Source organism: Acidovorax sp. 106 (genome assembly GCF_003663825.1).
Lineage (GTDB): Bacteria > Pseudomonadota > Gammaproteobacteria > Burkholderiales > Burkholderiaceae_C > Acidovorax.
In genome coordinates this window covers 4,437,953-4,458,596 of the sequence record NZ_RCCC01000001.1, presented here as the reverse complement: position 1 = coordinate 4,458,596, position 20,644 = coordinate 4,437,953, and the positions used below count along the sequence as shown (strand labels likewise).

The 20,644-nt window shown below is 63.0% G+C and carries 20 protein-coding genes; 6 read left to right on the top strand and 14 right to left on the bottom strand.

Annotation, left to right across the window (positions count from 1 at the left end):
* Positions 1-145: 145 nt before the first annotated feature.
* Positions 146-553: a DUF2946 family protein gene (locus C8C98_RS19580; RefSeq protein ID WP_121455635.1), complete on the bottom strand. Its 408-nt coding sequence runs from the start codon at positions 551-553 to the stop codon at positions 146-148.
* 321 nt (positions 554-874) lie between these two features.
* Between C8C98_RS19580 and C8C98_RS21690 the strand changes: the two genes are divergently transcribed.
* Both C8C98_RS21690 and C8C98_RS21685 read left to right on the top strand, forming a co-directional pair.
* Positions 875-1,558 (top strand): hypothetical protein, encoded by a 684-nt coding sequence (locus C8C98_RS21690; protein WP_147436433.1) that lies wholly within the window; start codon positions 875-877, stop codon positions 1,556-1,558.
* A gap of 190 nt (positions 1,559-1,748) precedes the next feature.
* Positions 1,749-2,570, top strand: a complete 822-nt coding sequence (locus C8C98_RS21685; RefSeq protein WP_147436431.1) for a HEPN domain-containing protein — start codon at positions 1,749-1,751, stop codon at positions 2,568-2,570.
* A gap of 307 nt (positions 2,571-2,877) precedes the next feature.
* Here C8C98_RS21685 and mmsB read toward each other — a convergent pair whose 3' ends face one another.
* From mmsB to C8C98_RS19550, 6 genes are all read right to left on the bottom strand, one after another.
* Positions 2,878-3,837: a 3-hydroxyisobutyrate dehydrogenase gene (mmsB, locus tag C8C98_RS19575; RefSeq protein WP_255423200.1), complete on the bottom strand. Its 960-nt coding sequence runs from the start codon at positions 3,835-3,837 to the stop codon at positions 2,878-2,880.
* A gap of 3 nt (positions 3,838-3,840) precedes the next feature.
* The gene (locus tag C8C98_RS19570; RefSeq protein ID WP_147436429.1) at positions 3,841-4,125 is read right to left on the bottom strand and encodes a hypothetical protein; all 285 of its coding nucleotides are present in this window, start codon (positions 4,123-4,125) and stop codon (positions 3,841-3,843) included.
* Between the two features lie 37 nt (positions 4,126-4,162).
* Positions 4,163-4,603, bottom strand: a complete 441-nt coding sequence (locus C8C98_RS19565) for a TfoX/Sxy family protein (protein WP_121455632.1) — start codon at positions 4,601-4,603, stop codon at positions 4,163-4,165.
* A gap of 292 nt (positions 4,604-4,895) precedes the next feature.
* The gene (locus tag C8C98_RS19560; protein WP_121455631.1) at positions 4,896-6,062 is read right to left on the bottom strand and encodes an acyl-CoA dehydrogenase family protein; all 1,167 of its coding nucleotides are present in this window, start codon (positions 6,060-6,062) and stop codon (positions 4,896-4,898) included.
* 268 nt (positions 6,063-6,330) lie between these two features.
* On the bottom strand, positions 6,331-6,753 hold the full coding sequence (locus C8C98_RS19555; protein WP_121455630.1) for a lysozyme inhibitor LprI family protein: 423 nt from the start codon (positions 6,751-6,753) through the stop codon (positions 6,331-6,333).
* A gap of 236 nt (positions 6,754-6,989) precedes the next feature.
* Positions 6,990-8,513 carry a CoA-acylating methylmalonate-semialdehyde dehydrogenase gene (locus tag C8C98_RS19550; protein ID WP_121455629.1) on the bottom strand — a complete coding sequence of 508 codons (1,524 nt, stop codon included), beginning with the start codon at positions 8,511-8,513 and terminating at the stop codon, positions 6,990-6,992.
* A 230-nt stretch (positions 8,514-8,743) separates the two neighbouring features.
* Between C8C98_RS19550 and C8C98_RS19545 the strand changes: the two genes are divergently transcribed.
* A complete protein-coding gene (locus C8C98_RS19545) occupies positions 8,744-9,649 on the top strand; it encodes a LysR family transcriptional regulator (RefSeq protein WP_121455628.1) in 906 nt (301 codons plus the stop codon).
* 153 nt (positions 9,650-9,802) lie between these two features.
* Here the strand turns inward: C8C98_RS19545 and C8C98_RS19540 are convergent, their stop codons facing one another.
* Positions 9,803-9,961, bottom strand: a complete 159-nt coding sequence (locus C8C98_RS19540; RefSeq protein ID WP_121455627.1) for a DUF3309 family protein — start codon at positions 9,959-9,961, stop codon at positions 9,803-9,805.
* A 205-nt stretch (positions 9,962-10,166) separates the two neighbouring features.
* Between C8C98_RS19540 and map the strand changes: the two genes are divergently transcribed.
* The 3 genes from map to C8C98_RS19525 all read left to right on the top strand — a co-directional run bounded on the left by map (position 10,167) and on the right by C8C98_RS19525 (position 12,107).
* Entirely contained in the window at positions 10,167-10,934 is a 768-nt protein-coding gene (gene map / locus C8C98_RS19535) for a type I methionyl aminopeptidase (RefSeq protein WP_370450425.1), read from the top strand.
* Between the two features lie 71 nt (positions 10,935-11,005).
* Entirely contained in the window at positions 11,006-11,383 is a 378-nt protein-coding gene (locus C8C98_RS19530; protein ID WP_099655591.1) for a PH domain-containing protein, read from the top strand.
* Positions 11,384-11,510: 127 nt separating this feature from the next.
* A complete protein-coding gene (locus tag C8C98_RS19525) occupies positions 11,511-12,107 on the top strand; it encodes an EF-hand domain-containing protein (RefSeq protein WP_121455625.1) in 597 nt (198 codons plus the stop codon).
* Between the two features lie 159 nt (positions 12,108-12,266).
* On the opposite strand, the gene C8C98_RS19520 is transcribed toward C8C98_RS19525, so the two are convergent.
* From C8C98_RS19520 to metE, 6 genes are all read right to left on the bottom strand, one after another.
* Positions 12,267-12,470: a hypothetical protein gene (locus C8C98_RS19520; RefSeq protein ID WP_121455624.1), complete on the bottom strand. Its 204-nt coding sequence runs from the start codon at positions 12,468-12,470 to the stop codon at positions 12,267-12,269.
* A 196-nt stretch (positions 12,471-12,666) separates the two neighbouring features.
* Positions 12,667-14,310, bottom strand: a complete 1,644-nt coding sequence (locus C8C98_RS19515; RefSeq protein WP_255423185.1) for a DHA2 family efflux MFS transporter permease subunit — start codon at positions 14,308-14,310, stop codon at positions 12,667-12,669.
* 12 nt (positions 14,311-14,322) lie between these two features.
* The gene (locus C8C98_RS19510; RefSeq protein WP_121455623.1) at positions 14,323-15,669 is read right to left on the bottom strand and encodes an HlyD family efflux transporter periplasmic adaptor subunit; all 1,347 of its coding nucleotides are present in this window, start codon (positions 15,667-15,669) and stop codon (positions 14,323-14,325) included.
* A 186-nt stretch (positions 15,670-15,855) separates the two neighbouring features.
* Entirely contained in the window at positions 15,856-17,313 is a 1,458-nt protein-coding gene (locus tag C8C98_RS19505) for an efflux transporter outer membrane subunit (protein ID WP_233574613.1), read from the bottom strand.
* 77 nt (positions 17,314-17,390) lie between these two features.
* Positions 17,391-17,924 (bottom strand): MarR family winged helix-turn-helix transcriptional regulator, encoded by a 534-nt coding sequence (locus tag C8C98_RS19500; protein ID WP_121455622.1) that lies wholly within the window; start codon positions 17,922-17,924, stop codon positions 17,391-17,393.
* A gap of 230 nt (positions 17,925-18,154) precedes the next feature.
* Positions 18,155-20,548 carry a 5-methyltetrahydropteroyltriglutamate--homocysteine S-methyltransferase gene (gene metE, locus C8C98_RS19495; RefSeq protein WP_121455621.1) on the bottom strand — a complete coding sequence of 798 codons (2,394 nt, stop codon included), beginning with the start codon at positions 20,546-20,548 and terminating at the stop codon, positions 18,155-18,157.
* Between the last annotated feature and the right edge of the window lie 96 nt (positions 20,549-20,644).

Sequence of the window (20,644 nt, the reverse complement as noted above, 5' to 3'; positions counted from 1 at the left end):
GCCGCATGCCCGCACGCACCCCGGCGGGGTGAATGCATGGCGATCCACAAAAAAGGGGTTGTGCCGAATGGCACAAGCTGGCTAGGGAGGCTATGGACGAATCAAGCGGTGATTCGCTCAAAGGCTCCCTCAGGCCCGACGCGTGTCAGGCCCGCTGGGCTGGCGGTGGGTCTCTGGCTGCAAACGGCCAGCGCACCCGCTGGGCCGTGAAAGGGGCCGCGCCTTGCGGCAGTGCAATGCTGGGTTCGGTGAACGGTGGCGGCAGGCTGGCCGCTGCGTAGGTCAGCCCGGCATCCAGCGCATGGGTCAGGCACCAGGCGCAGGTCGCGTGCGTTTCTTCCTTGTCTTGCTCGCCGCTGGCTGTATCCGTGCGGGCTTCATCTGCGGCATCAGCCTCAACACCATTGGCCGCTGCCGTGGCCTTCTGCACGCTGCGCACCGCCTCGCGCATGTGCCGCGCCTCGTGCAGGGGCACACCTGCCAGGGCGTTGAACAACGCGGCCAGCAGAAGCAGGATGTGGAGTTGCAGGGCGGGGATGGTGCGGCGCAGCATGAGGGGATGCGAATCATACTCAAGTGCGAGGGCGAGGGCGAGGCTGATGCGTACCGCCTTTTCCAACAGGCGCAGACTTGGAGTCCCCGCGCATTCGCAGAGCTATAGTTTGGCAAATTGAGGGCCGCTGTGTTTCCTAGAATTTTTATATCTATGTTACTGGAGGGCTCATAGACAGCAAGTCAGAGCCATGAGCTATTTCCAGGGAATTAATTTTCGGAATAGCCCGGATGGTGGGTAGCTTATCCAGTGGTTTTTATTAATGCCGCACGCCAACCATAGAAAATTGCTTCATTAATCAAAAAATAAAGGAGATTTAAATTGAAAGAAAAAATACCACAAGAATCCTATAGAGTTTTGCTTGATGGCCGCTGGCGTCTTGAAGATTTGTATGAGTTCCCTCATGCATTCTCCCAGTGCTATTCTTTCGTTTATTGCCTCGATTCTGAATTGAACCCTCGTGACAGAGAGCGCATCAATACCGCACTAGTTGAATACCCATGGAGAGGTGGGTACAGCTACGTAAATATTTACACCGTACTTCAGAATCAAGTACCCCCCGAGGATCGGCCAACGATAAAATCTATTTCCTATGCTTCACCTGGATGGCTAGATCTTTTTTTAAACCCTGATGTGGCAATTCAGGTGGCGAAATCAGTAGGAATTTTAGGGGGTTCAGCAGTTGCGGCAGCAAAGGCATATGCAGCTTCAATGAGATTTATTACCCAAATTGCAGTCGATCGAAAGCGACAGCAACTGCATTTAATGCAGCTCAACCAAGCGCAGCACAAGGCTGTTATGTCTTTGTGTGAAGATATGGCCAAGTTCCTTGGGTTCAGAAGCGTTAAGGAATTGCACAAACACACAGGTAATCCCGAAGTCAGTCTGAAGCTTTTAGCTGCTCACTACCGTCGAACCAGCCAGCTCGTTGAACTCATAAATGAAGGCAAGGTTAAGTTACCGGAAAAAATCGATGACTCTCAAGTCAGTCGCTCTAGTAGTTGATTTGCAGGGTGCGTCATCATGACGGCAATCGAATCCGAGGGCGTTTTTCGGCGGGGGTGTGTCGATTACTTTGCTAAATCAGCGCTTAACCGGATCCTCGGTACGCTGCCTGCGGGATTTATTTTATTTTAGCCTCTCGGTGTTCTGATATCTCAGGCTGTTTAGCTACCAATGTTAGGTTTATCGTTTTATGTCCGAAGCTTGTTTCTCATATTTGTATCTGAATGGTGTGGCCACAGATCGCGAAATTAGGCTATCTGATCATATTCAATTAATTCCAGCTCAGACTGATTGCCATGCGGATCTTTTTTTGGGCGTCGGTAAAACAGACGTAGACATATCAATCATCTCACTGTTCCTTCCACATGTAAAAAGCCAGCTACGAGTGAAAGGCTCGGACGCTAGCGACTTGGCTATTAAGTCTTGGAATGCACTTTGGGATGGAGTTCTGCTTGGCGCTCTTGTTAATGGGGAGGTTGTGTGCAATCTTCATAGCGATCTCCCTGCAGAAAACATCACAAAGAATAGCGAAATCACGGTAACCAATTACCAACTTCGTGGCTTTCCAAAAATTCCCACACCAATTCTCTCGGAAATAGAAATAAAATGGATCGAATCTCACTATGAAGGCGCTTGGGCGCTGCTTAGCGACGATGCGTATCGAAATGCTGTTCATTGCCTAGCCTCCTACAGGTGGCATTCGATTCCTCGCGCGCAACTCGCCGTAATATGGTCTGGCATAGAGGGGTTATTCGGCATCGATAGCGAAATAGTTTTTCGCGTTAGCCTTTATGCAGCACTCTTTCTTGAGCCCACTTCGAAGGAAAGGCAACGCGAACTCTTCTCGAAGGTAAAAGACTTGTATAAGTCTCGGTCGCGGGCTGTGCATGGAGGGAAAATGAAAGACAACGCTAGGGAAGCTGTGCAAGAGTCCGCAGAAATTTTGGGTAGGCTTATCAAGAGATGTGCAGAGTTAAGGTCACTCCCAGATACTGGCGATTTGCTGCCTTGAAAAGCCTCCTCATTACGGTTTAAGCCTTAGTCTTTTCTGGCTAGCGTGGATTCAATATGCTAGTGCAACACCGTGCCTATGCGCATCTCTTTCCCGCATCGGTTAACTTATTCTCATGGCATGTGACAGATGCCGGGAAGTTCCACACGTACCGCCTAAATTGAAGCTGTTCTTGGCCGCTGCTCTCTTTAACTCATATCCCGAACCCCAAGTGTCTCCTTGTTTTTCATTAGTGGTTTTCTCCATTTCGGTCAGCCCAAAACAAACGCCTGCAAGTAGCTGGCGTTTTTCTATGCGGCAGGAGCGCTTAGTTAGCCTTCTGCACCATCCTAATAATGCTGGAAAAATCCAGCCCCCCATGCCCCCCCAGGCTGTGCACCGCATACAAATTGCGCGCCATGCCCCCCAGCGGCGTGGCAGCCTTCACCGCCATCGCGTTCTCCTGCGCCAGACCCAAATCCTTGAGCATCAGGTCCGTACCAAACCCCCCTGCGTAGCCCTTGCTGGCGGGCGCGGTTTCCATCACGCCGGGGTAGGGGTTGTACTTCTCCAGCGCCCAGTTGCCGCCCGAGCTGCGGCGCATGATTTCGCTGAGCACCTTGGGGTCTAGGCCGTTGGCTACGCCCAGGGCGATGGCTTCGCTGGTGCCCGCCATCAAGATGCCCAGCAGCATGTTGTTGCAGATCTTGGCCGTTTGGCCTGCGCCCACGCTGCCTGCGTGGAAGATGTTGGCGCCCATTTTTTCGAGCACGGGGCGGGCGCGTTCCAGGTCAGCCGCGTCGCCGCCCACCATGAAGGTGAGGGTGCCTGCGATGGCACCGCCAGTACCACCGGACACGGGCGCGTCGATAAAGGCCACGCCTTTGGCTTTGGCGGCTTCGGCCACTTTGCGGGATGTGGCGGCTGCGATGGTGGAGCAGTCGATGACCAGCGTGCCTGCGGGCAACTGGGCCAGCAGGTCGCCCGCGCCTAAAAAGAGGCCTTCCACATGCTGGCTGGCGGGCAGCATGCTGATGACCACCTCGGCCCCTTGCACGGCGGCTTTGGCGTCGGCGGCGATGGGCACGCCGTCTGCGGCCAGCTTGTCGCGGGCGGGTTGGGACAGGTCAAACGCGCGCACTTCGTGGCCTGCCTTGTGCAGGTTGTGTGCCATGGGGCCGCCCATGTTGCCCAGGCCGATGAATGCGATTTTCATGGTGTGTGTCTCCTTGGTGTGGTTGTGGTGGTGAAGCGGGTTGGTATGAAATTGATAGCTGCCTGCGCTGATGTATCAAGCGCTGGAGGGCAAAAAGGCTTGAAAAGTGACGGGCCACAGATAGGCCGTTGGGCTTGAGGCTGCACTGCGGCTGTTTGCAAGAACGTGCCCTGGCTTCGACGGGCTCAGCCCGAACGGTGCGGTGTGGTTCATGCGTGTTGGCTCTACGGGGTGCTGTGCCGGGTCGTCCCCGTTCGCCCTGAGCTTGTCGAAGGGCTTGCCAGCCTTGTGCCCTGGCTTCGACAGGCTCAGCCCGAACGGGTGGTGGCTCATCTGGGGCATTTCGTTGGTAAAGGGCATGGTGGGCGTACCGGTGAGGGGGCTGTGGGCCATCAGGTCAGTCGTCGGCCTCGAAGATGCTGTGCTTCTTCTGGCGGGTTTTGACGGCGGCGGTGCCCGAGGCTTTTTTGGCGGCGGGTGCCTTTGCCTTGCGCGGCGATGCCTTGGCCTGTGGGTTGTAGGCCAGGGCTTCGTCCAGCCAAAAGTGCCACTGCGCCCGCGTGGCGTAGCCGTTGGGCTCTACCCAAAAGTAGCCCTGCATGCCCCCGCCGGGCGAGAGTTCGCGGGTGTTCTGCATCTCTTGAAACTCGCCATGCCGCTCGGGCGGCAGGCGCACCAGCAGTTCGTCGCCCTTCACACCAATGCACAGCTTGCCGTCCACAAAGAAGCAGTAGCAGCCAAACATGGTGCGCTCGTCCACATCGCTGCGCTGCGCCAGGGCCGTGCGCAGGGCATCGATGAGGTGCAGGGTTTCGTCGCTGAGGGGGCGGGCGGGCATGGTGTGGATTTCACTGGGCTGCGGTGGGTTACTGCCTCTGCTGGCTATTACTCCCTCTCCCCTGGTGGGAGAGGGCCGGGGAGAGGGGGGACATGGTGGTAACGGGCGCGGCGCTGGTGCAGGCCCCCTCTCCCCAACCCTCTCCCGCGAGGGGAGAGGGGGTAATGCCCAATGCTGCTGCGGGTGCACAGGTTGGTGTTCCCATCGGAGGTATGTACCTATTCAAGATGAATTGGCTTCTAGCGATTGATAGATAAGCGCAGGCAGCTATCAAAATAGTAGTGGCTGCGCATCAGCGAATCGCCTCCGGCGCATCCCCCTCCAGCATGCGCCGCGCGATGATGACGCGCATGATTTCGTTCGTGCCTTCCAGAATCTGGTGCACGCGGGCGTCGCGCAGCAGGCGCTCTAGCGGGTATTCGCGGATGTAGCCGTAGCCGCCGTGCAGTTGCAGGGCTTCGTTCACCACGGTAAAGCCTGCATCGGTGGCAAAGCGCTTGGCCATGGCGCAGTAGGTGGATGCGTCGCGGGCGCCCGCGTCGAGCTTGGCTGCAGCCAGGCGCACCATCTGGCGGGCGGCGACCAGCTCGGTCGCCATGTCGGCCAGCTTGAACTGCAGTGCCTGAAAGCTGGCAATGGGTTTGCCAAACTGCTTGCGGTCTTGCATGTACTGCTGGGCAGCGTTCAGCGCGCCCTGGGCCGCGCCGACGGAGCAGGTGGCGATGTTGATGCGCCCGCCGTCCAGGCCCTTCATGGCGATCTTGAAGCCTTCGCCTTCTTGCCCCAGCAGGTGGTCGGCAGGGATGCGCACGTTGTCAAAGCTGATGGTGCGGGTGGGCTGGCTGTTCCAGCCCATCTTGTGTTCCTTTTTGCCGTAGGTGATGCCGGGCGTGTCTGCGGGCACGACAAAGGCGCTGATGCCGCTGGCGCCTGATTGCGCATCGCCTGTGCGTGCCATCAGGATCAGTACATCCGTAGCCCCTGCGCCGCTGATGAAGGCCTTGCTGCCGTTGATGATGTATTCGTGGCCCACCAACTCGGCGCGGGTCTTGAGCGATGCGGCGTCAGAGCCTGCGCCGGGCTCGGTCAGGCAGTAGCTGGCCAGCTTTTGCCCGGTGGTCAGCAGCGGGCCCCAGTGGTCGCGCACGGCGGGTGTGGCCCAGGTGCCCAGCATCCAGGTGGCCATGTTGTGGATGGTGATGAAGGCGGTGGTGCTGGGGTCGATGGCCGCCATTTCTTCAAACACCAGCGTGGCGTCGAGTCGGGGCAGGGCCAGGCCGCCTGCGGCTTCGGGCGCATACAGGCCGCAAAAGCCCAGCTCGCCCGCCTTGGCAATGGCTTCTCTGGGGAAGATGGCCTCGGCGTCCCACAACGCAGCGTGGGGGGCGAATTCGGCCAGGGCAAAGTCGCGGGCGGTTTGGGCAAAGGCGCGTTGTTCTTCGGTCAGCTCAAAGTCCATGGCGTTGTCTCTTGTGTTGTTGCGTGGCGCTGGGGTCAGATGGGGTCAGATGGGGTCAGATGGGGTCAGATGGGGTCAGATGGGGTCTACGGAAGCGCTGAGTGTGGCTTCGACAAGCTCAGCCCGAACGGGTGGAGGTGTGCGCGGCTTGGGCAGTGCCCCCGTTCGCCCTGAGCTTGTCGAAGGGCTCGCCGAAAGGCTTGCCCGCCTTGTGCCTTGGCTTCGACAGGCTCAGCCTGAACGGTGTAGGGTGGTGCTTGGCAAGTCATCACGGCTTGGCCGGGCTGTCGTTGCTCAGCCAGCGCATCAGGCCTTTGCGCCGCTCTTGCGTTTTGCGCGTGAGGCACTGGTGGTACAGGCGCGGGCCTTCGGGCTGGGTTTCGGTGGCTTGGGTCTCGCGCTTGCATTGCACCGTGCGCTCGCGCAGCCAGGCGGAATGTTCTTGTCGCAGTTGCGGGCGTTCGTGGGCAGACAGGGCTCGCATCACGTCTTCGTACAGGATTTGCAGGGTGGTGTCTGCCGCTTGAAACTCTTGCACCGCGCAGGCGTTGACCTCGACCACGGTGCCCGTGGGTTTGCAGGCGGCACCGGCCTGGGCATGGGCTTGGGGGCTGGTGAGCAGGGCTGCGCTGAGCAGCAGGGCGGTTGCAGGCCAGGGGGCCGCTTTGATCCATGTGTGATTGCATTGCATGGCCTTGTTTTAACACTGGCAACGCATGGTTTTGAGGGCCCTTCGACAAGCGCCGGCTGAACGGTGAATGAACACTACGTGCCATCCCCCCGACCGTTCGGGCTGAGCCTGTCGAAGCCTTACGCGGCGCTTCGACAGGCTCAGCGTGAACGGGTGGGTGTGCATCGACCGGGATGGTGCCCTGGCTTCGACAAGCTCAGCCCGAACGGATATTGCTGGTTCTACGTCCCCATGCCTCACTTCAAGCTGATCGTGGTGTTCACGCCCTGGCTCACAGTGCTGTCATCAAACCAGCGCGCCGTCACCGTCTTGGTCTGGGTGTAGAACATCACCACCTGCTTGCCATAGGGGCCCAGGTCGCCCAGCTTGGATGCGCGCGAGCCGGTGAACGAGAAGATGGGCACGGGCACAGGGATTGGCACGTTGATGCCCACCTGGCCCACGTCGATCTCTTCCTGAAACTTGCGCGCAGCCGCGCCGCTTTGCGTGAAGATGGCGGTGCCGTTGCCGTTGGGGTTGGCGTTGATGAACTCAATGGCTTCGTCCAGCGTGTCCGCCGCAGCCAGGCACAGCACGGGGCCAAAGATTTCCTGGTCGTAGATGGACATGCCGGGCTTCACGCCGCTGAAAATTGTTGGGCCCACAAAGTTGCCTTTTTCGTAGCCGGGCACGCTGGGGTTGCGGCCGTCCAGCTCCAGGGTAGCGCCGTCGGCAATGCCGCGCTCGATCAGGCTCACCACGCGGTCGCGGGCGGCGCACGAGATGACGGGGCCCACGTCGGTGCCCTTTTCGGTTCCGCCGCTCACCTTCAGCGTTTGGGCCTTGGCCACCAGGTCGGGAATCCACTTTTGCGATTCGCCCACCAAAATGACGACCGACAGGGCCATGCAGCGCTGGCCTGCGGCGCCAAAGGCGGCACCGGCCAGGGCGTTCAGGGTTTGTTCCTTGTTGGCATCGGGCACCACGATGGCGTGGTTCTTGGCGCCCATCATGCATTGCACGCGCTTACCGTTGAGGCTGGCGCGGTTGTAGACATGGGTGCCCACCTTGGTCGAGCCGACGAAGCTGATGGCCTTGATGTCGGGGTGGTCGCAAATGGCGTTTACGGCGTCTTCACCGCCATGCACCACGTTCAGCACGCCGGGCGGGATGCCCGCTTGCAGCGCCAGCTCGCACAGGCGCATGGTCACCATGGGGTCTTGCTCAGAGGGCTTGAGCACAAACGTGTTGCCCGTGGCAATGGCCATGGGGAACATCCACAGCGGAATCATGGCCGGGAAGTTGAACGGCGTGATGCCCGCGCACACGCCCAGGGGCTGCATCACGGTGTAGGTGTCCACGCCATTGGCCACGTTGTTGGCCAGCTCACCCAGTTGCAGGTTGCCAATGCTGGCAGCGTGCTCCACCACTTCCAGGCCGCGGAACACGTCGCCTTCGGCATCAGGCAGGGTCTTGCCTTGCTCGGCCGTCAGCAGCGCGGCCAGCTCGGCCATGTTTTCGCGGATGAGTTGCTGCAGCTTCAAGAAGATGCGGGCGCGGGTGCCGATGGGCGTCTTCTTCCAGGTCTTGAAAGCCTCTTTGCCCGAGGCCACGGCGGCGTTGATTTCTTCAGGCGTGGCAAACGGCACGCGGGCCAGCACCTCTTGCGTGGCGGGGTTCACCACGTTGCGCCACTGGGTGGTTTGGGATTCGACAAACTTGCCGCCAATGAGCAGCTTGACGGTGGGGGCCAGGACGGCGGTGGAAGTGGGGGCGTTCATGGTGTGTCTCCTCAAAGGGTGATCGCGTGGGGCGCTTTCCGGCTCCAGGCGTCCGGTTCTAAGCGCAACGGGTGCATCGTATCTGTGCAAAATTTGCAAGACAATACGAATGAATGCACTTTTGATCTGCAAATTTGCACATCGATGGCTCTGCAAACAGATGTACCTCGTGCGCTGTGCGTTGCATAACGCCTGCAGCCCGGTCAGCGCTGTGGGTGAAAGGACTGGGGATGGACTGGGACAACCTGCGCTATTTTTTGGAATTGGCCCGCCTGGGCACTTTGGCGGGCGCGGCGCGGCGCCTGTCGGTGGAGCACACCACCGTGTCCCGCCGTATCCAGGCCCTGGAAAAGCAGATGGGCGTGGCCCTGTTTGCCCGTGAGGCGGGCGGCCATCGGTTGACGGAAGCCGGGCGACAGCTGCTGCCAGCGGTGGAGTCGATGGAGTCGGCAGTGCTGGGGGCCGAGCGCGCGGCCCCGGCGTCGCACGAAGGCCCCTCGGGCTTGGTGCGGGTGGGGGCCACCGAGGGCTTTGGCACCTTGATTTTGGCGCCGCAGCTCGCACACCTCACCCGCAAGCACCCGCACCTGTCGATCGACCTGCTGGCTTTGCCGCGCATGCTGCATTTGTCGCGGCGTGAGGCGGACATCGTCATATCGCTGGAGCGGCCCACGCGCGGGTCGGTGATCGTGAGCCGCTTGTCGGACTACGCGCTGTACCTCTACGGCCAGCGCGAATACCTGGCACGCAAACCTTTGGTGTCGTGCCGCGAGGACCTGCGCCACCATGCGTTTGTGAGCTATGTGGACGACCTGCTGTTCACCAAAGAGTTGCAGTTTTTGGACGCGCTGTACCCGCCCGAGCGGTTTGCCTTTCGCAGCACCAGCATCACCGCGCAATACGAGGCGGTGCGCGCTGGCGCGGGGCTGGCGGTGCTGCCCGCGTTTTTGGCCGACCGCGACCCGGTGCTGGCGCGCGTGCTGCCTGAAGAGGCGCGATTCACCCGCACCTTTTGGATGAGCATGCCGTCTGAGTCCAAACACCTGGCCCGCATGCAGGTGACCTGGGCGTTTTTGCGAGAGACGGCTGCTGCAAGCAAGCCTCTTTTGCTACCGGGCGTTACACCCCGGGCGTGACGATGGGGTGCTCACGGGTGCACCCCATGTGTCTGTGCCTAGGAGCGGCAAACAAAACTCAGCGTAGCGGCCCTGGCTAGGCGTTGCGTCGCAGGCAGTACGCGAGGTACGACAAGACGGAACAACGACGCCAGGGGAGTTTTGTGAGCCGCTCTAAATCTTGCCCATCAGCAGCAGCACGATCAGGATCAGCACCACCAGCCCGATGCCTCCGCTGGGCCCGTAGCCCCATGCCCGGCTGTGGCCCCAGGTGGGCAATGCCCCCACCAGAATGAGGATGAGGACGATCAAAAGAATGAGGGAGAGTGACATAGCGGCCTGTGCGTAGTGTTGCGGTGAATGGATTGTTGGGGCCGACGCCAGTCGGGCTTGCAGGCGGTGCGCGCGCATGAGGGTCAGGGTTTTCCGACACTGGGGGTGCCCCCCAAATCCAAAAAGCCCTTGGGATGGCCGAGCCAAGCGCATACCATCACCGCTTTTCCATCCACGGCACTGCCGCTGCAGTGCCCAACGCTTTGTGCTGAAGAAACCCCACCTCATCAAATCCCCCGCAGACATTGCCATGGCCCGCGCCGCAGGGCGCATGGCGGCCGATGTGCTGCATATGATTGCCGAGCATGTGCGCCCCGGCGTGAGCACCGAGGCGCTGGACCGGCTGTGCCATGACTACATCGTCAATGTGCAAAAGGCGGTGCCTGCCAATGTGGGCTATCTGGGGTTTCCAAAGACGATCTGCACCTCGCTCAACCATGTGGTGTGCCACGGCATTCCGTCGCCAGGGCAGGTGTTGCGCGAGGGGGACATCCTGAACATCGATGTGGCCGTGATCAAGGACGGCTGGTATGGCGACACCAGCCGCATGTACCTGGTGGGCGCCGTGAGCCCGCTGGCGCGCCGCCTGGTGGACACCACGCTCGAAGCCATGCAGGCGGGCATTGCCCAGGTCAAGCCCGGCGCTACGCTGGGCGACGTGGGCCACGCCATCCAGACGGTGGCGCACCGCGAGCGCTTTAGCGTGGTGCGCGAATACTGCGGCCACGGCATTGGCAAGACCTACCACGAAGAGCCGCAGGTGCTGCACTACGGCCAGCGCGGCCAGGGGTTGGTGTTGGAGCCCGGCATGGTCTTCACCATCGAGCCCATGATCAACGCAGGCAAGCGCGACACCCAGGAGCTGGCCGACGGCTGGACCGTGGTGACGCGGGATCGATCGCTGTCTGCCCAGTGGGAGCACATGGTGGCGGTGACAGAAACGGGCCACGAGGTGCTGACGCCCTGGCCCTGAGGCGGCCCAGGCCGTCTACGCCTGTCCCTTCCAGCCCAATCATTCAAGCAGTTTGCCTCAGGAGAACACACATGGGATTGTTAGACGCCGTCATGGGCAACGCCTCCAAGATCGATGCGCAGCAGATCCAGCAGGAATTTGCCAAGGTGCTGGCACCGGGCGAGGTGGTGGAGCACGCCTACCAGCTCATTCGCGACTACTTTGTGTTCACCAACAAACGGCTGGTGCTGGTGGACAAGCAGGGCATGACGGGCAGCAAGGTGGAGTACCACTCGCTGCCGTACAAGAGCATCACCCATTTCAGCATTGAGACCGGGGGCACTTTCGATCTGGATGCAGAGTTGAAGATCTGGATCTCTGGCAGCGCCACCCCGTTCCAAAAGCAGTTCAACAAGCGGCTCAGCATTTACGAAGTGCAGGCGGTGCTGGCCAGCTATGTGCTGAAGTAGGGCGCAAAGCGCAGTGTTTTCGGGCCATTGCCTGGCCTTCCCTTGTGTACGCTCGGGGCATTGGGCGAAGCTGTGGCCTTGGCGATAACAAGGCACTGGCGTTGTCGCCCCACAGGAGCCCACCGCAATGTCCCCCCTTATTTCTGGCTTGGCCTCCGTGGCCTCCATGATTTTCAACGCATCGTCCAGCAACGCAGGCAAAGCGCCCGCTGCGCGACGGCCTGCCGATACCGCAGAGGCAGGCCCCGCTTCGGTGGTGCACCTGAGCTCACAGGCCCAGGCGTTGGCGGGGGCGGCGGGCAAGGCGCTGACGCAAAGTGCGCAGGCGGTTGCTACGGCCGCCACAGGGGCGGGAGCCGCTGCTACGGGGGGCGCGCAGGGCTCGGGCCAGGGTGGCTCTGTCTCTAAGCAAGATTTTCAGTCGCTGCTCACCCAGTTTGGGGCCACCGAGGCACAGAAAGAGCAACTGGCCACCGGTCTGGATGCCAACAAAGACGGGGCCATTTCACGCGATGAGTTTTTGCAGGGGCTGGCCAATACGCAGGGCTCCAAAGCGGGCAGTGAGCTATCGCAAGCATTGATGCAGGTGATGGACGGCGCAGGCAACGGCGGCGTTGCCAGCCCCGGCAATGGCAAAGGTGATGGGGCCGTGAGCGCCAAGGAATTTGCCGCGCTGACCACGGCGTTTGCTGCGCTGGAGAAGAAGGGCGTGAAAACCGTTTAGCCCCTCAACGCCCTTTGCTGCATGTGTGTGCTCTAAGAGCGGCTCACCAAACTCAGCGAAGCGGTTCTGGCTAGGCGCTGCGTCGCAGGCAGTACGCGTAGTACGACAAGACGCGGCAACGACGCCAGAAGAGTTTTGTGAGCCTCTCTAAACGGCGCTCTAACGATTGGGCTGCGGCACTGCCGCGTAGTTCATGGCAATGGCCTGCATGACCGCGCCGATCAAGGCCCCATCCCCCGCGCTTTGGGGGCGAACGCTCTGAACGATCTGGATCGCGTACTCCAGCTGTTCTTTGGCCAGGGCCGCCGCCATGGCGTTGCCTCGTTTTTCACTGGGCGACGCATCGCGAATTACCAGGCTCATCTCGGTTCCTTGAAGTGGTAGGCCTGAGTATGCGGGGTGCCAGGGCCGGCGCGCTGTGCTTTGGGGGCTTTCGGCGGGCTTTACCCAGAATAAAGAGGCGGCCCCTCGCGCAGACGGGGTCTGCGCGAGGGGCGCAACCGCCCGCACGGGTGACGGGCACACCGGGGTGGGCGGCCCGTTGGTGCTGAACTGCCCGTCAGTGAGCCCCGGCGGCATCGGCAGCGCCTGCGCCACCCGCCCTCGCAGGGCGCTTGGTAAGCCAGATCAGCGCGATCAGCAGCAGAAACAGCCCTGCCGAGCCCAGAAAGATGTCGTTGGCCGCCCGTGTGAACGCCTGCTGGTCAATCAGCCGGTTGATCTGTGCCAGCGCCTGCATCTGCGTGAGGCCCGAGGCCACCAGGCCGTCCAGCGTTTGTGCAAACACACCCTGGCCCTGCACCAAGCCTTCGGTCAAATGCGCGTGGTGCATGGCGGCGCGGCTCTCCCACAGCGTGGTGGCAATGGATGTGCCCATGGCCCCAGCGGTGATGCGCACAAAGTTCGACAATCCCGCCGCTGCCGGAATACGCTCTGGCGCAATGCCCGACAGCGTCAGCGTGGTCAGCGGGATGAAGAAGAACGCCATGGCTGCACCCTGCAGCAGGGTGGGGATCAGGATGTGGATGAAGTCCGTCTGCACCGTGAACTGAGAACGCATCCACAGCACCGAGCTGAACACGATGAACGCACCCGTGGCCATGCGGCGGGGGTCCCACTGGCCTACCTTTTTGCCGACCAGGGGTGTGAGCAAGATGGCGAACACGCCCACGGGCGCCAGCGCCATGCCTGCTGAGGTTGCCGTGTAGCCCATCCACTGCTGCAGCCACAGCGGCAGCAGCACCACGTTGCCGAAGAACAGGGCATAGGCCACCGACAGCGCCAGCGCACCAAAGGTGAAGTTGCGGCCCTTGAAGAGTCTCAAGTCCACCACGGGGTGCTTGTCCGTCAGCTCCCACACCAAAAAGACGGCAAACGCCACCACGGCAATCACCGCCATGGTGATGATCTCGCCCGAGGCGAACCAGTCCAGCTCCTTGCCCTTGTCGAGCATGAGCTGCAGCGCGCCCACCCACAGCACCAGCAGCGTCAGGCCCACGGTGTCGATGGGCAGCTTGCGGATGGGGGTCTCGCGCTTGTGGTAAATGCCCCAGGTCAGCAACCCGGCCAGCAGGCCCACGGGCACATTGATGTAGAAGATCCAGGGCCAGGAGACGTTGTCGGTGATCCACCCGCCCAAGAGCGGGCCGACCACGGGCGCGACCAGCGTAGTCACCCCCCACAGCGCCAGCGCCGTACCTGCCAGGGCGCGCGGGTAGCTGGCCAGCAGCAGGGTTTGGCTCAGCGGAATCATCGGCCCGGCCACCAGGCCTTGCAGCACGCGGAAGAAGACCAGCATCTCCAGCGACGACGCAAAACCGCACAGCCAGGAGGTGAGCACGAACAGCAGCACGCTCATGGTGAACAGGCGCACCGCGCCAAAGCGCTGCGTGAGCCAGCCCGTGAGCGGCACCGAGATGGCGTTGGCCACGCCAAAGCTGGTGATGACCCAGGTGCCCTGGCCGGGGCTCACGCCCAGGTCACCGGCAATGGCGGGGATGGAGACGTTGGCAATGGACGAATCCAGCACGTTCATGAACGTGGCCAGCGACAGCGACAGCGTGCCCAACAACAGGGCGGTGCCCTTGAGCGGTGGGTAGGCTACCGGCGCTCCTGGTGGTGTCCCAGGGGGGGCAGCCACTGCAGGGGCCTCCTTGGCGGGGGCCTGGTCTGCGTGGTCTGCGGTGGGGTTGGCAGCAGTCATGGCACGCCCCGCTTACTGCACCACAGGGGTTGGCACGGCGGGTTGTACAGACAATTGCACGGGGGCCGATGCGTGGTGGCTTGGCACTGCTGTGCCCTGGCTGGCGGCCTTGGCGATGCTGGCTGGAGCCGCTGCGACTGCCGCAGTGGCCTTGCGGCCCAGATTGGCGGCAATGATGTGGGCCACTTCGTTGTCCGCAGCCTTGAACTGCTCGTCAAACACGGTGGTGGCCGCCACGGGCGTGGTGCGCTGCGTGTCGGCCAGGCTCTTGCCGCTTTGGTCGGCGGTGTCCACTTTCACTTCCATCGACAGGCCCACCCGCAGCGGGTGCTCAGCCACTTCCTTGGGGTCCAGCGCAATGCGCACGGGCACGCGCTGCACCACCTTGATCCAGTTGCCCGTGGCGTTTTGCGCAGGCAGCAGCGCAAAGGCCGCGCCTGTGCCAGCACCCAGGCCGGTCACGGTGCCGTGGTAGACCACCTTGGTGCCGTACACGTCGGCCTCCAGCTCGGCGGTTTGGCCGATGCGCAGGGTTTGCAGCTGGCTTTCCTTGAAGTTCGCGTCCACCCACAGGTCGTTCAGCGGCACCAGCGTCATCAGCGGGGCGCCGGCCTGCACGCGCTGGCCCACTTGCACGCCGCGCTTGGCCACATGGCCATCCAGCGGTGCCACGAGTTGGGCGCGTTGCACGGCCAGGTAGGCCTCGCGCACGCGGGCAGCGGCGCGTTGCACATTGGGGTGCTGCTCGATGGACGTGCCTTCGGTCTGCGTCTGGCTGGCCACCAGTTGCTCTTGTGCGGCCACCACGGCGGCCTGGGCGGCGGCCACGGTGCTCTTGGCCGCAGTCAGTTGGGCGTTGGCGTGCTGGAATTCTTCCTTGCCCACCGCGCCGCTGGCCATCAGCGGGGCGCGGCGGGTCACGTCGTCCTGCATGCGGGCGGCGTCGGCCTGGGCGCGGGCCAGGTCGGCGCTGCGCAGGCTCACCTGGGCCTTGAGGGTGGAGTTGTTGGCAAACAGCGTGCGCACTTCGCGCACGGCCTGCGCCAGTTGGGCCTCGGCTTGCTCCAGCGCCACGCGGGCGTCGGCCGGGTCCAGCTTGACGAGCAACTGGCCCGCCTTCACAAAGTCGGTGTCGTCTGCACCGATGGACACCACCGTGCCGCCGATCTGCGGCGTGATTTGCACCACGTTGCCTGCGACGTAGGCGTTGTCAGTGGTTTCGATATGGCGGCCGTTGGCCCAGTGCCAGCCGCCCCAGCTGAGGGCGGCGATGGCCACAGCGGCGGCAATGAGGGTGAGGCCCCGGCGGCGGGCGGTGTTGGCTTCGTTGGCGGTGAGGGGTTCTCTGGCAGCGGTCATGGCAGTGGTCTTTCGGGAATGTGTTGTTGTATGGCTTTTGATCGGATCGGGCATTGCCAGCTACCTACGAAACTGGCGTGGCCGAGGCCAGTGCACCTGTGGAACTGGCTTTTCCAGGCCACCGGGTGCGTCCCCCTCCCGCGAAGCGAGAGAGGGGGGAAGACGCGAAGCGGCTCAGGGGGTGTCTCATCCCGCCGTGTCGTCCGTCCAGCCGCCGCCCAATGCCTTCATCAGCACCAGGCGCGTGTCCAGCTGGCGGGCCCGCAGGTCAACGGCCAGGCGGCGTTGGGCCAGCACCTGGCTTTCGGTGCTCAGTACCACCAGGTAGTTGCCCAGGCCCGCGCGGTAGCGGTCTTGCGCAAAACGGTAGGCTTTTTCAGCGCTGGCCACAGCGTCGTCTTGCAGTGCCTGCTGGCGGGTAAGCGATTGGATGGAAGCCACGGCATCGCCCGCTTCCTTCACGGCATCGAGCACGGCGCCGTTGTATTGGGCGATGGCGGCGTCCAGCTCGGCCTGGCGGCCACCCAATTGGGCGCGCAGGCGGCCACCGTCAAAAATGGGCAGGCGCAGCGCAGGTGTCACGCCCATCTGGCGCGAGCTGCCGTTGAACAGCTTGTCCAGCCCCAGCGCATTCAGGCCCACAAACGCGCCAATGTTGATGTTGGGATAGAACTCACTGCGCGCGCTGTTCACGCCCTGGGTGGCGGCCTCCACACGCCAGCGCGCGGCCACCACGTCGGGGCGGCGGCCCAGCAGGTCTGCGCCCAGGGTGTCGGGCACCGCAGTGGGTTGCAGCGCGGCGAGCCGGGGCGTCAGTGCAGGCAAGGCATCGGGTGCCTGGCCGGTCAGCACGGCCAACTGGCGGCGGCCCAGGGTGATTTGCTCTTCCAGTGCTTCGATCTGGGTGCGGGCGTCGGGCACGGCGCCCTGGGCCTGGGTCAGCTCGACCTGGCTGTCGAGGCCTGCGGCGGTGCGCTCTTGGGTGAGTTTGCGCTGTTCCTCACGCTGCTCCAGCGCACGCACGGCCACGTCGCGCTGGGCCACCAGCCGGGCCAGGGCCACGTAGCTGCGGCCCACCTGGGCGGCCAGGGTGTTGGCGGCAGCGGCCGCATCGGCCTGGGCGGCGCGGGCCTGGCCCAGCGCGGCTTGCAGTTCAGCGGCGTGCTGGCCAAAAAAGTCGGGTGACCAACTCAGCGATGCCTGCACGGTGCCGCTGTTGTAGGTGTTGCCTGCCACCGGCGCGGGCACCAAGCCGTTGGCGGTGTAGCGCTGGCGGGTGGCGTCCACGCCCAGCGTGGCCTGCGGGCCGTTGGCGGCTTCGCGCACCTGGCTCAGGGCTACGGCTTGCTCCAGACGGGCGCGGCTCACGGCCAGGCTGGGGCTGCCTTTTAAGGCCTGGTCGATCAAGGTGTTGAGCTGCGCGTCGCCCAGCGTGGTCCACCACTGGGCGGGAGCAACGGTGTCGGTGGTGGCCGCATTCAGGCCCAGGGCCGCTGGGGTGGTTTGCGCCAGTGGCGTGTGGCTGGGGCCAGGGCTCGCGCAGCCGACCAGGAAGATGGCTGCCGCCAGGGCCAATGCCGACACAGCGAAGTGGGCCAGCAGGGCTGAGCGGGTGGAGGGCAGGGCGTTTGTTGGGGTGTTCACGGGATTCTCCAGAATGGTTTTGAGATGTTGTGTGGAGGAAAACGGTGCGTATGGCGCAGGAGCTGGGGCTGTAAGCGTCAGTCGGCGTCTGCGTTGCGCTGTTGGCGCAGTGCTTCTCCGTTGGCCAGCATGCGGCGCAGCAGGCTCAGCAGCAGTTGCCACTCGCCGTGGCTGAAGTCGCTCAGGTGGCCGTTGAGCACATCGGCCAGCACCGGGGGCACCAGCGCGGCAATGCGCTGGCCTTCGGCTGTGAGCTTGAGCTGCACCACGCGCCGATCGACCGTGGAGCGCTCGCGCACCACCAAGCCCTTGGCTTCCATGCGGTCCAGCGACCGGGTCATGGAGGCCGGGTCGGTCTCCAGGTCACGCGCCAGGTTAGCCACGGTGGTTTGTTCGTAAAGCGACAGCTTGAACAGCGGCATCCATTGGGCATAGGTCAGCCCGTGTATGGCCAGCTGCGCATCGGCCTGGGTGCGGATGGACGACATCACCTTGCGCATCAGGTAGCCCACGCTGTTTTCAGGCTGAAGCTGATGGACTTGGTAGTGCTCGGCGCTGTAAAAGCCGGGCGCAGAAGCTGGGGCTCTGGTGGTGTCGGGGGCGGAAGTCATGGGGATGGAATTTAATTGACTAGACAATTATTGTTTTGTCATTCAATTAATTCCCGATCCCTGCTGAGGGCCTTTGGGGCGCGTCTTGTGGGTGGGGTTGAGCCCACGCTTGAAGGCTTTTGCTATTGATTTAATAGCTGCTTGCGCTTATCCATCAAGCGCTAGAGCCCAGAATGATTTGGTCTTTGTGTCAGGGGCGTGCGCGGCGGCGCTACCCCCCTGTCCGGCTGTCAGGCCAGGGCCGCTTCCTCCAGCAGCCGCTCGCGCACTTCCTGCGCTGCCTGGACCATGTGGCGCAAGGCGGCCTCGGTCTCGGGCCAGCCCCGGGTCTTGAGGCCGCAATCGGGGTTCACCCACAGGTGCTCCACGGGCACCACCTCCGCAGCCTTCTCCAGAAGCGCGGCCATCTCCTGTACGCCTGGCACCCGGGGCGAGTGGATGTCGTACACGCCGGGGCCGATCTCGTTGGGGTAGCGGAAATCACCGAACCCCTGCAGCAGTTCCATGTCTGAGCGGCTCGTTTCAATCGTGATCACATCGGCGTCCATGGCCGCGATGGCGGGCAGGATGTCGTTGAACTCGCTGTAGCACATGTGGGTGTGGATCTGCGTGTCGTTGCGCACGCCGCTGGCACTGATGCGGAAGGCGCGGGTGGCGCGCTCCAGGTAGCTCTTCCACCCCGCGCGGCGTAGCGGCAAGCCCTCGCGGATGGCGGGCTCGTCAATCTGGATGATGGCGATGCCTGCGGCCTCCAGGTCGCACACCTCGTCGCGGATGGCCCAGGCGATCTGGTCGGCCGTGGTGGCGCGGGGCTGGTCGTCGCGCACAAAGCTCCATTGCAAGATGGTGATGGGGCCGGTGAGCATGCCTTTCATGGGTTTGGCGGTGAGGCTCTGCGCGTATTGGGTCCAGGTCACCGTCATGGGCGTGGGGCGGGCCACGTCGCCGTAGATGATGGGCGGCTTCACGCAGCGCGAGCCATAGCTTTGCACCCAGCCGTTGGCGGTAAAGGCAAAGCCGTCGAGCTGCTCGCCAAAGTATTCGACCATGTCGTTGCGCTCGGCTTCGCCGTGCACCAGCACGTCAATGCCCAGGGCTTCCTGCTTGCGCACGGCCAGGGCAATTTCGGCCTGCATCTTCTGTTGGTAGTGCGCTGCGCCCAGCGCGCCGCGCTTGAAGGCGGCGCGTGCGGCGCGGATCTCGGCCGTCTGTGGGAACGAGCCGATGGTGGTGGTGGGCAGCAGCGGCAGCTTCAAACGCGCACGCTGGGCTTTTTGCCGGGCTGGGAAGGCGCTGGCGCGTTGGTCGGCGCCCGGCGCGGTGGCGGCAATGCGGGCGGCCACGGTGGCGCGGTGCACACGCGGGCTGGCACGGCGCGCGGCCAGGGCCGTGCGGGCGGCGTGCAGTTCGTCGTCCACCGCCGCCTCGCCTTGCGACAAGGCGGTGGAGAGCACGCGCAGCTCACCCAACTTTTCCACGGCAAATGCCAGCCAGGATTTCACCTCGGCGTCCAGCTGCGTCTCGGCCTGCAGGCTGAACGGCACATGCAGCAGCGAGCACGACGGCGCCAGCCACAGCTCGCCCTGGTGCTTGTCGGCCACAGGGCGCAGCTTTTGCAGCGCCGCATCCAGGTCGGTGCGCCAGATGTTGCGGCCATCCACGATACCCACCGACAGCACTTTGTGCGAGGGCAACCAGTCCGCCACGCCCACCAGTTCCTCCGCAGCCCGCACGGCATCCACATGCAGGCCCGCCACGGGCAACTGGCAGGCTAGGCGCAGGTTTTCTGCCAGGGGCGAGAAGTAGGTGGTCAGCAGCAGCTTGGGTGCGCTGCGGGCGAGTTGCCAGTAGCTGGGCTCGAAGGCATGGCGCCACACATCGGGCAGGTCCAGGCCCAGGATGGGCTCGTCGATCTGCACCCATTCCACGCCCTGCGTCTTGAGCCGCGCCAGCACGGCTTCGTACACGGGCCGCAGTTGCGCGAGCAGGCTGAAGCGGTCAAAACCTGCCGTTTTGGATTTACCCAGCCACAAAAAGCTCAGCGGCCCCAGCAGCACGGCCTTGACCCGGTGGCCCAGCGCCTGGGCTTCGGCCACTTCGGCAAACAGGCGCTCGCTGGCCAGCTGGAACTGGGTGTGGGCGCTGAACTCGGGCACGAGGTAGTGGTAGTTGGTGTCAAACCACTTGGTCATTTCCAGCGCGGGCTGGCCTGCGGTGGTGTGTGTGGGGGTGTGCGCTGCGTTGCAGCCCGCGCTGCAGCCTGCATGGGCTGAGGCGACTTTTGCCGATACGCCCCGCGCCATCGCAAAGTAGCGGGCCAGCTCGGGCGTGTGGCCATCAAAGCCAAAGCGGGCGGGCTCGCAGCCCAGCAGTTGGATGTGGTTGGCCACATGGTCGTACAGCGCAAAGTCGCCCACGGTCACAAATCCCAGGCCCGCATCGGCCTGCGCCTGCCAGTGCAACTGGCGCAGCTGGGCGGCGGTGGCCTGCAGCTCGGCCTCGGTGCTGTCGCCGCGCCAGAAGGATTCGAGTGCGAATTTCAACTCCCGCTGTGCGCCCATGCGCGGAAAGCCCAGGGTGTGCGTCAGCACGGTGCGGCGAGGGGATGGGGCGGTGAGCGACATGGTGATTTCCTTCTTCTGAATGGAGCAAAGCAATGAAGGCACCGATGGTCTCGCGGGCTCGTTTATTATTCAAACGAAAGTTTTTGCCGATCAACT